Here is a 13,840-nt window from a genome sequence, read left to right on the forward strand (position 1 = left end):
CCGGCCGGCCGCGGCCGCACTGTTCCGCGCCGTTGCCGACCGGGCGCACCGACGCGGCGGGGCGTCGGTGCGCCGGCTCGCCGCCAACCTGCGCCGGGTGGTCGGCCCGGATCTGCCGGCGGCCGAGTTCGACCAGCTCACCCGGGACGCAGTGCGCTCGTACGCCCGGTACTGGATGGAGATGTTCCGGCTGCCGTCACTCAGCCGGCAGCAGCGGCTCGCCGGTTTCCACCTGGCCGGTGCGCAGATGCTCGCCGCCAACGTGGCCGCCGGGCGGGGCTCGGTGGTGGCGCTGCCGCACGCCGGCAACTGGGACGCGGCGGGCGCCTGGGTGGCGGCCAACGACTGGCCGCTGACCACGGTCGCCGAACGGCTGCGACCCGAAGGCGTCTACAACCGGTTCGTCGCCGTCCGGCAACGTCTCGGCATGGAGATCATCCCGGCCACCGGCGGTCCCCGGCCACCGTTCGACGTCCTGCTCGACCGGCTTGACGCCGGCCATGTCGTGCCGCTGCTGGCCGACCGTGACCTGTCCGCCCGGGGTGTCGAGGTCAGCTTCTTCGGCGGCCGGACCCGGATGCCGGCCGGCCCGGCGCTGCTCGCGCTGCGTACCGGCGCCCCGCTCTACGTCACCACCATGTGGTTCGAACCGGACCGCGCGCACGGCGCGTTGGACGGGCCGGTGCCGCTGCCCGACCCGTCGGCCGGTCCGCTGGACGTGCGGGTCCGCCTGCTGACCCAGCAGATAGCCGACCGGCTGGCGGTCGGCATCGCCCGCCACCCGCAGGACTGGCACATGATGCAGCGGCTGTGGCTGGACGAGCGGCCCGACCCCGACCCCGACCGGGACCGGTCGGGCAGCTCGGCCACCGGGCCGGGATGAGCGGGGGCCACCGTGCGGATCGGCATCGTGTGCCCGTACTCCTTCGACGTCCCCGGAGGGGTGCAGAACCACGTCGTCGACCTCGCTGAGGCGCTGATCGATCTCGGCCACGAGGTGAGCGTGCTGGCACCGGCGGACGAGGACGCCGCGCTGCCGCCGTACGTGGTGGCCGCCGGCCGCTCGGTGCCGGTGCCGTACAACGGCTCGGTGGCCCGGGTGAGTTTCGGCCCGGTGGTCACCGCCCGGGTCCGGCGCTGGCTCAATCGTGGCCAGTTCGACGTGCTGCACGTGCACGAGCCGTTCGCGCTCAGCGTCAGCCTGCTCGCGGTGCTCTGCGCCCGGGGCCCGGTGGTGGCCACCTTCCACACCGCGATGACCAGGTCCCGGGCACTGGCCGCCGCGCAGGGCATGCTGCAGCTGGTGCTGGAGAAGATCACCGCCCGGATCGCGGTGTCGGCGCTGGCCCGCCGAGTGCAGGTCGAACACCTCGACGGCGGCGCGGTGGAGATCCCCAACGGGGTGGCGGTGGCGAAGTACGCCACCGCCGAGCCGCTGCCCGGCTGGCCGGGCGACTGCGGTCCGGGCACCGGCGGCACGCTCGGCTTCCTCGGCCGGTTCACCGAGCCGCGCAAGGGCTTCGGCCTGCTCCGCGAGGCGTTCGTCGCGCTGGCCCCGGACCGCCCGGGGCTGCGGCTGCTGGTCGCCGGCCCGGGCCGGCCCGACGACCTGTACGCCGCCGTCCCGGCCGGGCTGCGCGACCGGGTGACCTTCCTCGGCCTGGTGTCGGAGCCGGACAAGGCCCGGATGCTGCGCAGCGTGCACCTCTACGTCGCGCCCAACATCGGCGGTGAGTCGTTCGGCATGATCCTCACCGAGGCGATGGCGGCCGGCGCGGCGGTGGTCGCCAGCGACCTGGACGCGTTCCGTCGGGTGCTCGACGACGGCCGGGCCGGTGAACTGTTCCCCACCGGTGACCCGGTGGCGCTGCGCGGGGCCGTCGCCCGGCTGCTGGACGACGCGCCGCGCCGGGAAGCGCTCGCCGGCCACGCCCGGCAGGTGGTGGCGACCTTCGACTGGCCCGCGGTGGCCCGCCGGGTGCTGGAGGTGTACGCCGCCGCGATCGAAGCCACCGATGGGCGGGTGCTCTACCAGGAGTGGGCGGAGCCACCATGATCGGGTCCACGGCGCATATGCCGGCGGCACTACGATGCCGGGAATGCGGTGGGTGGTCGGTGTGAGTGTCGCGGTCGTCCTGCTGTCGGCGTACCTCACCTGGACCGCGGCCCGGGTGGACCGGCTGCACGTCCGGGTGGCGGCGGCCGCCCGGGCGCTCGACGCACACCTGCTGCGCCGGGCCGCGGCCGCCGCGGTGCTCGCCGAGGAGCAGTACGCGGTGGAGCTGTACGCGGCGGCCCGGATCGCGTTGGACGCCGCGTCCCCGGAGGAACGTGAGGCCGCCGAGAACGACCTCACCCGGCAACTGCGGGCGACGGCGCTGACCAGCCCGGATCCGGCGACCGAGGCGGTGGTGGTGGCCAGCCGCCGGCTGGTGCTGGCCCGTCAACTGCACACCGACCTGGTCCGCGACGCGTTGCTGGCCCGCCGGCGGCCGCTGGTGCGGCTGCTGCGCTTCGGCCGCCGGCACGACGAACCCCGCTACTTCGACATCGACGATCCGACGCTGGCGCGGGTGGTGGATCCGACTCGGTGACCTGGGCCACAGGGCAGGCCACCGGGTTGTCGATTGGCTGTCGGTGGACCCTGCCGACGGGCGTAGCATCCCAGGCGTACCCCTGTCGCGCACTTCGCCGAGGAGCCGATCCGCCGTGTCCGAGACCCCCGCTGCTCAGGCCGTCACCCCGGGTGCCGTCGCGCCCGCCTCCGTCACCGGTACCGCCCGGGTCAAGCGCGGCATGGCCGAGATGCTCAAAGGCGGCGTGATCATGGACGTGGTCACGCCCGAGCAGGCGAAGATCGCCGAGGACGCCGGGGCGGTCGCGGTGATGGCCCTGGAACGGGTGCCCGCCGACATCCGCGCCCAGGGCGGCGTGTCCCGGATGAGCGACCCAGACATGATCGACGGCATCATCGAAGCGGTCTCCATCCCGGTGATGGCCAAGGCCCGGATCGGACACTTCGTCGAGGCCCAGGTGCTGCAGGCGCTCGGCGTGGACTACGTCGACGAGTCCGAGGTCCTCACCCCGGCCGACTTCGCCAACCACATCGACAAGTGGGCGTTCACCGTGCCGTTCGTCTGCGGGGCCACCAACCTCGGCGAGGCGCTGCGCCGGATCACCGAGGGCGCCGCGATGATCCGCTCCAAGGGTGAGGCCGGCACCGGCGACGTCTCCAACGCCACCACCCACATGCGGCGCATCGGCGCCGAGATCCGCCGGCTGACCTCCCTGTCACCCGACGAGCTGTACGTCGCGGCGAAGGAGCTGCAGGCCCCGTACGACCTGGTCCGGGAGGTCGCCGAGACCGGGAAGCTGCCGGTGGTGCTGTTCACCGCCGGCGGTATCGCCACCCCGGCGGACGCGGCGATGATGATGCAGCTCGGCGCCGAGGGGGTCTTCGTCGGCTCCGGCATCTTCAAGTCCGGCAACCCGGCCCAGCGGGCGGCGGCGATCGTCAAGGCGACCACCTTCCACGACGACCCGGACGTGCTCGCCAAGGTCTCCCGTGGGCTCGGCGAGGCGATGGTCGGCATCAACGTCGACGACATCCCGGTTCCGCACCGCCTCGCCGAGCGCGGCTGGTGACCGGCGCGGCCCAGCCGGCTCCCGAAGCGCGGGTGCGGGTCGGCGTGCTGGCGCTGCAGGGCGACGTCCGCGAGCACCTGCGGGCGCTGACCGAATGCGGTGCCACCGCCCGCCCGGTCCGTCGCCCCGAGGAGCTGGAGCAGGTCGACGCGCTGGTGGTGCCCGGCGGCGAGTCGACCACGATCAGCAAACTGGCGGTCGAGTTCGACCTGCTGGAGCCGATCCGCAAGCGGATCGCCGCCGGGATGCCGGTGTACGGGTCCTGCGCCGGCATGATCATGCTGGCAGACGAGATCCTCGACGGCCGGCCTGACCAGCGGTCCTTCGCCGGCATCTCGATGGCGGTGCGGCGCAACGCGTTCGGCCGGCAGGTGGATTCCTTCGAGGCTCCGGTGGCCATCGACGGCGTTGACGGCCCGCCGTTCCACGCGGTTTTCATCCGCGCGCCGTGGGTCGAACGGGTCGGCGACGACGTCGAGGTGCTGGGCCGGGTAGCCGCCGGTGCGGCCACAGGTAGGATTGTCGCGGTTCGGCAGGGCAATCTGCTCGCCACGGCCTTCCACCCAGAGCTGACCGGCGACCGTCGGGTGCACCGACTGTTCGTGGAGATGGCCGTCGCGGCAGGCTGACCCCGCAGGTGGGAAGCGACGGAGGTGCACATGTCCGGCCACTCCAAGTGGGCGACGACCAAGCACAAGAAGGCGGTCATCGACGCCAAACGCGGCAAGATGTTCGCCAAACTGATCAAGAACGTCGAGGTCGCCGCCCGGACCGGCGGGGGTGACCCGGCCGGCAACCCCACCCTGTACGACGCCATCCAGAAGGCGAAGAAGAGCTCCGTACCCAACGACAACATCGACCGCGCGGTCAAGCGCGGCTCCGGCCTGGAGGCCGGCGGCGCCGACTGGCAGACGATCATGTACGAGGGGTACGGGCCGAACGGTGTCGCCCTGCTCGTCGAGTGCCTGACCGACAACCGCAACCGGGCCGCCACCGAGGTGCGTACCGCGCTGACCCGTAACGGCGGGTCGCTGGCCGACGCCGGCTCGGTGTCGTACCTGTTCTCCCGCAAGGGCGTGGTGATCGTGCCCAAGGGCGAGCACTCCGAGGACGACGTCATGCTCGCGGTCCTCGACGCCGGCGCCGAGGAGGTCAACGACCTCGGCGAGGCCTTCGAGGTGGTCAGCGAGCCAGGCGACCTGGTCGCGGTACGCACCGCGTTAATCGACGCCGGCATCGACTACGAGTCCGCCGAGTCCTCCCTGGTGCCGAGCATGAACGTGCCGCTGGACGAGGACGGCGCCCGGCGGATCTTCAAGCTGATCGACGTCCTGGAGGACTGCGACGACGTGCAGAACGTCTACGCGAACTTCGACGTCTCCGACGAGATCATGGCTGCCGTCGGCTGACCGGGCGTCGTTCACCGCCCTAGCATCCCTCGGACTGCCAGGAGCCCAGCGAGTAGCCGGAGAGTGAAACTCTCCGGCTACTCGACAGCAAGGGATTCGAGAGAGTGGGGTTGCCGTTAATGTGCTTCTCCGAGCAAGGCATAGACTGTTCGCCCTGGCTTCGGTTCTCGCGGTTCTAGTATGCGGTTCAGTGACCTATGCGTGCACGTCAGGTGGGTCCGCTGGTGTCGAGCTCGTTCTGAGAGTTCAGGCTGAACACTGTCCGAGTAATGCCAGTAGGTGCTACTTGCTGCCGCTGCCAGAATCCGATGTAATGGTCTCCGGTCCGGAAATATCTATGTCGGGTCAAACCGATGGCTCGGGAGTTGCACGTTTCTGGCTCCAAAAGCCTGGAACTTACGTCGTGCGTGTGGATTCATTCGCAATCTTTCCCAGCACCCTATCCAAGACTCTGGCGATCGATGACGAGGACGCCGCACTGGGGGGTAGTGTCGCAGTGGAGCTGACGGGCCAGCTCGCCTCGTAGTAATCATCGGCTGCTAGTAATCCGCACCCTGAGCGGATCACTAGAGCGGCGCGTCAAGAGCCCCGGACCCATCCAGGTGGGTCCGGGGCTCTTGTCGTCCGTCCGTACGCGGATTCAGTTGTGCGTCTTCGCCACCTCGACGAAACGCGACCAGGCGGTCGGGTGGAAGGTCAGGGTGCCGCCGTCGCGGTTCTTGGTGTCCCGGACGTGGACGCGGCCGGGAAGGTTGTCTGCGACCTCGACGCAGTCGCCGGTGCCGTTGCTGCGGGTGCTCTTGCGCCAGCGTGGCTCATCTGTGTTCATTCAGCGTCCTCAGGATCAGGTCTCGGGACTGGACCACGGGCAGGGCCAGCGCGTCAATCTCCTCCCAGGCTAGCTCCAGGTGTCCGAGGTCGCCACGGGTGGTCGGCGCGTGGCCGGTCAGTTGGTCATCGAGATGGCCCGATCGCCGGCCGTCCGACAGGTGGGCGATCACGAACGCTCCGGAGAGCCCGACGTGGATGCCCTCCGACTCGGCCGGGATCACCCGGATCCGCACGTGTGGTCGGTGACCCACCTCTACCAGGTGCCCGAGCTGGTCCTTCAGCACCTCGCTCGGCCCACGCCGCAGCACCACCTCGCCGATGATCGCCGACAGCCCCACCGGGTCGTCCCGGTCGATCGTCGCCGCCTGGCGTTCCCGCCGCTTGGCGACCAGCGCGTCGACCTTGCCGGCGTTCGACGGCACGGCCGAGAAGACCTCGCGCATGTACGACTCGCACTGCAACAGCCCCGGCACCAGCATCGGTGCCCAGCTGCGCAGCAAGGTCGCCCGGCGCTCCTGGTCGAACCAGGAGCGCAGCCACGGCTGCCGGTCCTCCCGCGCGTCCTTGGCCGCTCGTTGGATCTCGTTTCCGGTGCCGAAGAACTCGTCCATGCGCTCCGCTGTGCCCTCCTGCGGCACCAGCTTTCCCGACTCGAAGGACTGCACCAGGGACTTCGATACGCCGATCGCCGCCGCGAGCCGGTCCTGAGCCATCTTCCGGCTGGTCCGTAACTCGCGCAGGCGGGCTGGCAGGGAAGGTAGGTCATTCACGATTATCACCCCGAATGGTCGGTCGACAGGTGTGCCATCGTCGGGCAGTGGCCGAAACCATCTTCCGCTCACTGCCGGGAACAGTCCAGGGTGGAAATCGACGGAGGTGCAACCCGGTCGACTCCACCCGAGGGGGTACGGATGATCAGGAACGACGGAATCGGTGGTGAACCACGCCTCGCGCGATATCGATCTTTCCAACACGACCCGAACGACACGTCGAGCGCGGAGCGCGCGGATGCTTGCCCGCCTGCTCCGCCCAGGTCGGCAGAGTCCTCGGTGGCCGCCCGGTCCCCGGAGCTGTCCCGGGCGGTCCACGACGCGAACTCGACCGCCCGCACCCACATCCCGAACCGGACCACCGGGGAATGCCACCGGTGCGGCGGCGTACCCGGACCCTGCCGGCCGTTTCGGCGGGCGATCGCCATCCTGGACCGGTGGGACCCGAGTAGTGCCCGGCGGATTCGCGCCGTACTGCATCTTTCTGGGTTGATGCCCGCCGGCTACCCGCACGACGGCCGGGACGAGTCCGCCGAGTCGTACGGGGCGTCGGACGATGCCTGACGATGAAGCTCTGGTGTGCCCCGGTGATCTGGTGGCGCTGCGGCAGTGTGACCACGTGGACGCCGATCGCCCGGTCCGGCTCCGGGTTGAGGAGGTATGGCCGTCCCCGGAGTGGTTCTCGTGGGTGACGCTCTACGGTCGGGAGGTCAGCGACGACCCGCGGCGGCACGGCAGCATTACCAGCGTGCGGGCGTACCGTGACGCGCTGCGTCAGCCCGGGGCGGTCACCACGACGCCGGCCCCGGTGTGCGCCTACTGCCGCGAGCGGCTCGCGACGGGCATCCCCATCGTTTCCCCGGCCCCTCCTCGGGACCCGACGCTTCCGGGCCCCTCCTGAACGCCCCGGGGCGTCGCGCCCGACCGCTTCCCCACGGCTCACCGGTCGCCGGGTACCCGGCAGCCCTCTCGGGTCAAGTCCCCGTTGTCCCGGAGGGCCGACCCGGCACGGTCGAGCTCGCGCGGTCCCGCTGGACCGCCCTCCACTCGGAGGAACGGATGGGAGATCCGGGCGGACGCCCCGGGGCCTAGCACTCATTGAGCTTGATGCCACAGGTGCATCTTGATGCACCTGTGGCATCAAACCGTCGGAGGCACTATGGGGTCCCGAGAGCCGGCACGGGCACAACGTGCACCTGCCGGCCGAGCGGAAAACCTTTCCCTGGGAGATGCCATGGTTGAGACGCAACTGCATCTTGATGAGGAACTGTTGGCGGAAGCCGCTGCCGCGTTGGGCACGACCACGGAGCAGGAGACGGTGACCGATGCTCTCCGACAGGTGGTGAAAGCAAGCCGTGAACGGCGGCGACAGGCACTGACTGATCTGCAGGAGATCGCCGCCTCCGGTGGCTTCCACCTCGACCGCCTCGATGGACTCGACCGGTGAGACCAACTGGTCGACACCGGAGTCTTGCGCCGCGCGCCCTCGCTGCCGGGATACGCGGACGTGGCCACGACTGCCTGCTGCTCGGTGCCGCGCGGTTTGACAACGTCTCCTAGCGTCACGGGGACGTCAAAGATCACCTGAGCCGGCGGCTTCTCCGCTGTCGTGGTTCGGGTGCGCAGACCCAGTCGCAAACAGAGCCGGAAACGAGGACACGATGGCCAACAGGAAACTCGCTGCCGCAGTTGCCCAGATCGCCGTGCTCGGCGTACTCGGGCTCATCGCCGCGGGCTGTTCGTCGACGGAGGAGACGCCGTCGACGAACGTCGAGCAGACAGCGGCGCCGTCGCAGGCCGACGAACCGGCCGACGGCGCCGATGCCGGCGGTGACACCAGCACCGCGGCGGAGCCACTCCCGTACACCGAGGAACTCAACGGGCGCAGGCTCACCGTCGAATCGTTCGGCACCTCCGCCGCCGGCTCCCCACTGTGGGAGGTCGGCGAGGGCAACGAGGTGCTGTACCTCCAGGTGAAGATCGAGAACGTCGACGCCGAACCCTGGGAGTCGAACGTCGTGCAGTTCTTCCTCCTCGACGAGTCGGACGAAACCTACGCACCGTCCTTCTACGACGCCGAGGTCGGGGAAGCTCCGGACGCGGTCACCCTCGCCCCCGGTGATTCGGTCGAGGGGTACGTCCCGTTCGAGGTCCCCGCCGGCACCACCGGCCTGCGCCTGGAGTACGCGGTCGACCTGAGCCAGAACGCGGTCATCGACGTACAGCTGAACTGACGTACCGGCCGGGTGGTTCCGGTGCGCGTGTCGGCTGTCCCGGCCCGCCGCTGGTTGGCTAGGGTGTCGAACACACGTACGTGTGGCGGTGGTGTCGGCTGGGGGAGGATCGGCGGTGCGGGTGCTCGGGGTCGACCCCGGCCTGACGAGGTGCGGGATCGGCGTGGTGGAGGGCGTGCCGGGCCGGCCGTGCCGGCTGGTCGCGTACCACGTGGTGCAGACCGACCCGGGCGACGACCTGCCGGACCGACTGCTGCACCTCGACGAGCGGTTGACCGCATTGGTCGCCGAACACCAGCCGCGCAGCGTGGCGGTCGAGCGGGTGTTCAGCCAGCACAACGTGCGTACCGTGATGGGCACCGCGCAGGCCAGCGCGGTGGCCGTGCTGGCCGGCGCGCGGGCCGGGCTGCCGGTGCGGACCTACACCCCGAGCGAGGTGAAGGCGGCGGTGACCGGCTCCGGCCAGGCCGACAAGGCCCAGGTGACCGCGATGGTCACCCGGCTGCTGCGGCTGGACCGCCCGCCGCGCCCGGCGGACGCCGCCGACGCGCTCGCCCTGGCGATCTGCCACATCTGGCGAGGTGGTACGCATGACCGGTTGGCCGCCGCTCAGCGGGCGGCGCGGAGCGGAGGTGCCCGATGATCGCAAGTCTGCGCGGGGTGGTGCTGGCGGTCGCGCCGGACAGCGCGGTGATCGAGGTCGGCGGGGTCGGTCTGGCGGTGCACTGCGCCCCGGGCACCCTGGCCAACCTGCGGCCCGGCGGCCCCACCCGGCTGGCCACCAGCCTGGTGGTCCGCGAGGACTCGCTCACCCTGTACGGCTTCGCCGACGACGACGAGAAGCAGCTGTTCGAGCTGCTGCAGACGGCCAGCGGGGTCGGGCCCCGGCTGGCGCAGGCGGTGCTGTCGGTGCTCACCCCGGACGCGGTGCGCAAGGCGATCGCGAACGCCGACACTGCGGCGCTCACCCGGGTGCCGGGGATCGGCAAGAAGGGCGCCGAGCGGCTGGTGCTGGAGCTGCGGGACCGGATCGGGCCGGTGGCGGTGGGTGCCGACGGCGCGGCCGGGGTGACCGCCGGGGCGTGGCCGGAGCAGGTCCGGCAGGCGCTGGTCGGGCTGGGCTGGACCGCCGGGCAGGCCGACCAGGCGGTGGTCGCCGTGGCGGAGCGCCTGGACGGCCCGCCGCCGCCGGTCCCGGTGCTGCTCAAGCAGGCGATCAGGCTGTTGGGTAAGAGCCGGTGAGTGGCGACGTCGAGGGCCTGGTGTCGGCGTACGCCAGCGACGCCGAACGCGACGCGGAGGTCAGCGTCCGGCCGCGCCGGCTGGCCGAGTTCATCGCCCAGCACCGGGTCCGCGACCAGCTGGACCTGCTGCTGCGGGGGGCGATGGGCCGGGGTGCGCCGCCGGACCACATCCTGCTCAGCGGCCCGCCGGGGCTGGGCAAGACGACGCTGGCCAACATCGTCGCCGCCGAGCTGGGTTCGGGTATCCGGGTGACCAGCGGGCCGGCGATCGAGCGCTCCGGTGACCTGGCGGCGATCCTGACCAGCCTGGCCGAGGGCGACGTGCTGTTCATCGACGAGATCCACCGGATCGCCCGGCCGGCCGAGGAACTGCTCTACAGCGCGATGGAGGACTTCCGGGTCGACGTGGTGGTCGGCAAGGGGCCGGGTGCGACGGCGATCCCGCTGGATGTGGAGCCGTTCACCCTGGTCGGTGCTACCACCCGGGCCGGTCTGCTGACCGGGCCGATGCGGGACCGGTTCGGCTTCGTCGCGCATCTGGACTTCTACGAGTCGACCGAGCTGGAGGTGCTGCTGACCCGGTCAGCGGGGATTCTCGCGGTGCCGATCACGCCGGACGGGGCGGCGGAGATCGCCGGCCGGTCCCGGGGGACTCCGCGGATCGCCAACCGGCTGCTGCGCCGGGTCCGCGACTACGCCGAGGTGCGGGCGGCCGGGGTGGTCGACCGGGAGACCGCCCGGGCTGCGCTGGCCGTGTACGACGTCGACGAGCTGGGTCTGGACCGGCTGGACCGGGCGGTGCTGACCGCGTTGATCGGCTCGTTCGGCGGCGGCCCGGTCGGGTTGTCCACCCTGGCGGTGGCGGTGGGGGAGCAGCCGGACACGGTCGAGGAGGTGTGCGAGCCGTTCCTGGTGCGGGCGGGGCTGCTGGCCCGTACCCCCCGGGGGCGGGTGGCGACCGAGGCGACCTGGCGGCACTTCGGCCGGGTGCCGCCGCCGGGCACGCTCGGCGGCCCGGCCGTGCCGGGTGTTCAGTCCCGGGCCGGTACGGCAGGCGGCACGGTGTCCAATATGCCGGATTTATTCTCGGATGAGGCTTAGATTATCCCGTGATCTGAACGTGATCCGTGCCGATCACAGAGTTCACAGTCACAGCGACTAGACTCGCCGCGGTCTGTACGGCACTGAGATCCCGCCTCCGCAGAGCGTAACGGCGTCGCGAGTGGCTGACGAAAGGTTGTTGTTGTGTTCTTGGCGCAAGAGGGCGCGGGCGGCGCCAGCTTCATGCCCATCCTGATGATCGGCCTGCTCTTCGTCGTCATGTACTTCATGATGATCCGGCCGCAGCAGAAGCGGCGCCGCGAAGCCGAGCAGATGCAGTCGTCGATCAGTGCCGGCGACGAGGTCGTCACCATCGGCGGCCTGTACGGCACCGTGTCCAGCATGGATGAGGAGACGGTGATGCTCGAGGTCTCGCCCGGCGTGCACGAGCGTTACGCCCGACCGGCGATCGCCCGGGTGGTGCCGAAGACCGACGCCAGCGCGACGACCGAGTCCGCCCCGGCGGACGAGGTGCCGACCAAGGACTGAGCCACCCCGGGTCGTCAGACCCGAGTTACATCGACGATACTGATCGTTGTGTTGCCGGTCACGACCGCTCGACCAGACGGTCGCGGCTGGTACGACGACCACCCCACCGCCGCTCGCACCAGTGGCACCAAACCGCTGCCGCCCGGGGCACCAGCGGCCGAACCGCGCAGGGAGACAGGACCGCCGTGGCACCACCTCAGGGACAGATGCGCCCCGGGCGGCAACTCGCCGCACTCGGGCTCATCTTCGCCGTCCTCTACCTCATGGTGTTCTTCGCCGGAGCCAGCGGTAGCTGGCAGGACCGGCTGGAGCCCAAACTCGGCCTGGACCTGATCGGTGGCACCCGGGTCACCCTGGAGGCGACCACCGAGGACGGCAGTGCGCCGCCGGCCGCTTCGCTGGAGCGGGCCCGCGACATCATCGAGAACCGGGTGAACAGCCTCGGCGTCTCCGAGGCCGAGGTGGTCACCGAGGGCGACCGCAACATCGTCGTCTCGCTGCCCGGCCAGAACCGCGACCTCACCGAGATCGGTAACGCGGCCGAGCTGCGGTTCCGCAAGGTGCTCAAGGCCACCGACGGCGGTGAGCCGATCCAGCCGCAGGCGTCCCCGACGCCGAGCGAGGGCACCGGCGAGGAGGGGGCCGAGGCGTCGCCCGGTGCCTCGCCCGATGCTGAGGCTTCGCCGGGTGCGGATGCGTCGCCGGAGGCGGAGGCCGAGCAGAGCCCGCCCGCCGGTGGCGAGGGCGGCATGGCCCAGCCGGACCCGACCGGCTCCGCCAGCCCCACCCCCGAGGCCAGCCCCAGCCCGGAGGCAAGCCCCAGCGCGTCCCCGACGCCCGCCGCGGACGCCGACGCCGACGGGCCGGCCGACCTCGCCGAGGTCCAGGCGAAGGTCGGCGAGGCGGCCTGGGCGGCGGCGACCGGCCTGCAGGCGCCGGCCGACTTCAGCGCCGACCCGACGCTGGCCGAGACCCTGGCCCCGTTCGGCGAGCTGACCCCGGCGGAGATCCGGGTGCTGCCGGCCGGCGTGCAGTTCAACGTGCCGTACGTGACCTGCGACAAGCTCCTGCTGCGCCAGGCCGGCTCGATCCGCGACGAGTCCCAGCAGGTCGTCGCCTGCGAGGGCCTGGTCAAGTACCTGCTGGACGAGGCAAAGGTGGTCGGCACCGACGTCAGCGACGCCAGCGGTGTGCTGGACCAGACCACCGGCCAGCCGGTGGTCAGCCTGAACTTCACCGGATCCGGCCAGCGGGCTTGGACCGAGCTGACCCGCGAGGCGTTCAACAACACCGACCAGGAGTGCGAGGCCAGCGCGCTCGGCCAGGACGGCAAGTGCCGGGTCGCGGTGGTCCTCGACAACGAGGTGATCTCCTCACCGGAGATCCAGGGCGTGCTCACCGGCGACTCGCAGATCACCGGCGACTTCACCCTCGCCACCGCCAACGAGCTGGCCGGCAACCTGCGCTACGGTGCGCTGCCGCTGACCTTCGAGCCGCAGGAGGCGCAGAGCATCTCCGCCACCCTTGGCACCGAGCACCTGCGCGCCGGGCTGCTCGCCGCCGGGATCGGAATGCTGCTGGTCGCAATCTACTCGTTCTTCTACTACCGGCTGCTCGGCATCGTGATCTTCCTCAGCCTGATTCTGTCGGCGCTGCTGGTCTTCGGTGCGATGGTGGTGCTCGGCCGGCAGATCGGCTTCACCCTCACCCTCGCCGGGATCGCTGGTCTGATCGTCTCGCTGGGTGTGGCGGCCGACTCGTTCGTGCTGTACTTCGAACGCCTCAAGGACGAGATACGTGAGGGTCGAAGTCCGCGCAGCGCCGTACCCCGGGCCTGGCTGCGCGCCCGGCGGACGATCATCTCGGCGAACGCCATCACCCTGATGGCGGCGGTCGTGCTCTACATCGTCTCGGTAGGCACGGTAAAGGGCTTCGCCTTCGCCCTCGGCCTGGCGACCGTGCTCGACCTGGTCGTGGTGTTCCTGTTCCGGCACCCGATCATGTCGATGCTGGCCCGGACCAAGGCGTTCCTGTCTCCCCGGGTGAGCGGCCTCGGCCGCGCGGTGAAGACCGAGGACGAGACCCCGATCCGCAACCCGCGCGTCAAGGAGGCCTGA

General features: G+C 70.9%; 17 protein-coding genes. 15 read left to right on the forward strand and 2 right to left on the reverse strand.

Annotated elements, in window-relative coordinates; genetic code table 11:
* From ACFHWT_RS23140 to ACFHWT_RS23165, 6 genes are all read left to right on the forward strand, one after another.
* Positions 1 to 883 (forward strand): phosphatidylinositol mannoside acyltransferase (locus ACFHWT_RS23140; RefSeq protein ID WP_416596754.1); only part of this gene is annotated, 883 nt, incomplete at its 5' end.
* A gap of 12 nt (positions 884 to 895) precedes the next feature.
* On the forward strand, positions 896 to 2,056 hold the full coding sequence (locus ACFHWT_RS23145) for a glycosyltransferase family 4 protein (RefSeq protein WP_416596755.1): 1,161 nt from the start codon (positions 896 to 898) through the stop codon (positions 2,054 to 2,056).
* A 34-nt stretch (positions 2,057 to 2,090) separates the two neighbouring features.
* On the forward strand, positions 2,091 to 2,594 hold the full coding sequence (locus ACFHWT_RS23150; RefSeq protein WP_123601101.1) for a hypothetical protein: 504 nt from the start codon (positions 2,091 to 2,093) through the stop codon (positions 2,592 to 2,594).
* A 115-nt stretch (positions 2,595 to 2,709) separates the two neighbouring features.
* Entirely contained in the window at positions 2,710 to 3,645 is a 936-nt protein-coding gene (pdxS, locus tag ACFHWT_RS23155; RefSeq protein WP_416596756.1) for a pyridoxal 5'-phosphate synthase lyase subunit PdxS, read from the forward strand.
* A 32-nt stretch (positions 3,646 to 3,677) separates the two neighbouring features.
* Positions 3,678 to 4,274, forward strand: coding sequence for a pyridoxal 5'-phosphate synthase glutaminase subunit PdxT (gene pdxT / locus ACFHWT_RS23160; RefSeq protein WP_416596803.1), 597 nt, complete (start codon positions 3,678 to 3,680; stop codon positions 4,272 to 4,274).
* A gap of 30 nt (positions 4,275 to 4,304) precedes the next feature.
* Positions 4,305 to 5,054, forward strand: a complete 750-nt coding sequence (locus tag ACFHWT_RS23165; protein ID WP_416596757.1) for a YebC/PmpR family DNA-binding transcriptional regulator — start codon at positions 4,305 to 4,307, stop codon at positions 5,052 to 5,054.
* A 640-nt stretch (positions 5,055 to 5,694) separates the two neighbouring features.
* Here ACFHWT_RS23165 and ACFHWT_RS23170 read toward each other — a convergent pair.
* Positions 5,695 to 5,883 (reverse strand): DUF397 domain-containing protein, encoded by a 189-nt coding sequence (locus tag ACFHWT_RS23170; protein WP_416596758.1) that lies wholly within the window; start codon positions 5,881 to 5,883, stop codon positions 5,695 to 5,697.
* On the reverse strand, positions 5,870 to 7,030 hold the full coding sequence (locus ACFHWT_RS23175; protein ID WP_416596759.1) for a helix-turn-helix domain-containing protein: 1,161 nt from the start codon (positions 7,028 to 7,030) through the stop codon (positions 5,870 to 5,872). Before ACFHWT_RS23175 ends, ACFHWT_RS23170 begins: the two co-directional genes overlap by 14 nt.
* Between ACFHWT_RS23175 and ACFHWT_RS23180 the strand changes: the two genes are divergently transcribed.
* The 9 genes from ACFHWT_RS23180 (at position 6,935) to secD (ending at position 13,840) form a co-directional block, all read left to right on the forward strand.
* Entirely contained in the window at positions 6,935 to 7,219 is a 285-nt protein-coding gene (locus tag ACFHWT_RS23180; RefSeq protein WP_416596808.1) for a hypothetical protein, read from the forward strand. The two genes, ACFHWT_RS23175 and ACFHWT_RS23180, sit on opposite strands and share 96 nt — an antisense overlap.
* Positions 7,212 to 7,556 (forward strand): hypothetical protein, encoded by a 345-nt coding sequence (locus ACFHWT_RS23185; RefSeq protein WP_416596760.1) that lies wholly within the window; start codon positions 7,212 to 7,214, stop codon positions 7,554 to 7,556. Before ACFHWT_RS23180 ends, ACFHWT_RS23185 begins: the two co-directional genes overlap by 8 nt.
* Positions 7,557 to 7,889: 333 nt before the next feature.
* Positions 7,890 to 8,102 carry a type II toxin-antitoxin system VapB family antitoxin gene (locus ACFHWT_RS23190; protein ID WP_416596761.1) on the forward strand — a complete coding sequence of 71 codons (213 nt, stop codon included), beginning with the start codon at positions 7,890 to 7,892 and terminating at the stop codon, positions 8,100 to 8,102.
* Positions 8,103 to 8,316: 214 nt separating this feature from the next.
* Positions 8,317 to 8,889 carry a DUF4352 domain-containing protein gene (locus ACFHWT_RS23195; protein WP_416596762.1) on the forward strand — a complete coding sequence of 191 codons (573 nt, stop codon included), beginning with the start codon at positions 8,317 to 8,319 and terminating at the stop codon, positions 8,887 to 8,889.
* 115 nt (positions 8,890 to 9,004) lie between these two features.
* The gene (gene ruvC / locus ACFHWT_RS23200; RefSeq protein WP_416596763.1) at positions 9,005 to 9,532 is read left to right on the forward strand and encodes a crossover junction endodeoxyribonuclease RuvC; all 528 of its coding nucleotides are present in this window, start codon (positions 9,005 to 9,007) and stop codon (positions 9,530 to 9,532) included.
* Positions 9,529 to 10,131, forward strand: coding sequence for a Holliday junction branch migration protein RuvA (gene ruvA / locus ACFHWT_RS23205; RefSeq protein WP_416596764.1), 603 nt, complete (start codon positions 9,529 to 9,531; stop codon positions 10,129 to 10,131). Before ruvC ends, ruvA begins: the two co-directional genes overlap by 4 nt.
* On the forward strand, positions 10,128 to 11,234 hold the full coding sequence (gene ruvB, locus ACFHWT_RS23210; protein ID WP_416596765.1) for a Holliday junction branch migration DNA helicase RuvB: 1,107 nt from the start codon (positions 10,128 to 10,130) through the stop codon (positions 11,232 to 11,234). The genes ruvA and ruvB overlap by 4 nt, the downstream gene beginning before the upstream one ends.
* Positions 11,235 to 11,378: 144 nt before the next feature.
* Positions 11,379 to 11,723 (forward strand): preprotein translocase subunit YajC, encoded by a 345-nt coding sequence (gene yajC / locus ACFHWT_RS23215; protein WP_416596766.1) that lies wholly within the window; start codon positions 11,379 to 11,381, stop codon positions 11,721 to 11,723.
* Between the two features lie 185 nt (positions 11,724 to 11,908).
* A complete protein-coding gene (secD, locus tag ACFHWT_RS23220) occupies positions 11,909 to 13,840 on the forward strand; it encodes a protein translocase subunit SecD (protein WP_416596767.1) in 1,932 nt (643 codons plus the stop codon).

Source organism: Micromonospora sp. LOL_021 (genome assembly GCF_048060215.1).
Taxonomy (GTDB): domain Bacteria; phylum Actinomycetota; class Actinomycetes; order Mycobacteriales; family Micromonosporaceae; genus Micromonospora_E.

Bases quoted from the DNA above. Each gene is read 5' to 3' on its own strand.
- ACFHWT_RS23150 (WP_123601101.1), top strand. From the start codon at position 2,091: ATGCCGGGAATGCGGTGGGTGGTCGGTGTGAGTGTCGCGGTCGTCCTG.
- ACFHWT_RS23165 (WP_416596757.1), top strand. From the start codon at position 4,305: ATGTCCGGCCACTCCAAGTGGGCGACGACCAAGCACAAGAAGGCGGTC.
- ACFHWT_RS23170 (WP_416596758.1), bottom strand. From the start codon at position 5,883: ATGAACACAGATGAGCCACGCTGGCGCAAGAGCACCCGCAGCAACGGC.
- ACFHWT_RS23185 (WP_416596760.1), top strand. From the start codon at position 7,212: ATGCCTGACGATGAAGCTCTGGTGTGCCCCGGTGATCTGGTGGCGCTG.
- ACFHWT_RS23190 (WP_416596761.1), top strand. From the start codon at position 7,890: ATGGTTGAGACGCAACTGCATCTTGATGAGGAACTGTTGGCGGAAGCC.
- ACFHWT_RS23195 (WP_416596762.1), top strand. From the start codon at position 8,317: ATGGCCAACAGGAAACTCGCTGCCGCAGTTGCCCAGATCGCCGTGCTC.
- ruvA (WP_416596764.1), top strand. From the start codon at position 9,529: ATGATCGCAAGTCTGCGCGGGGTGGTGCTGGCGGTCGCGCCGGACAGC.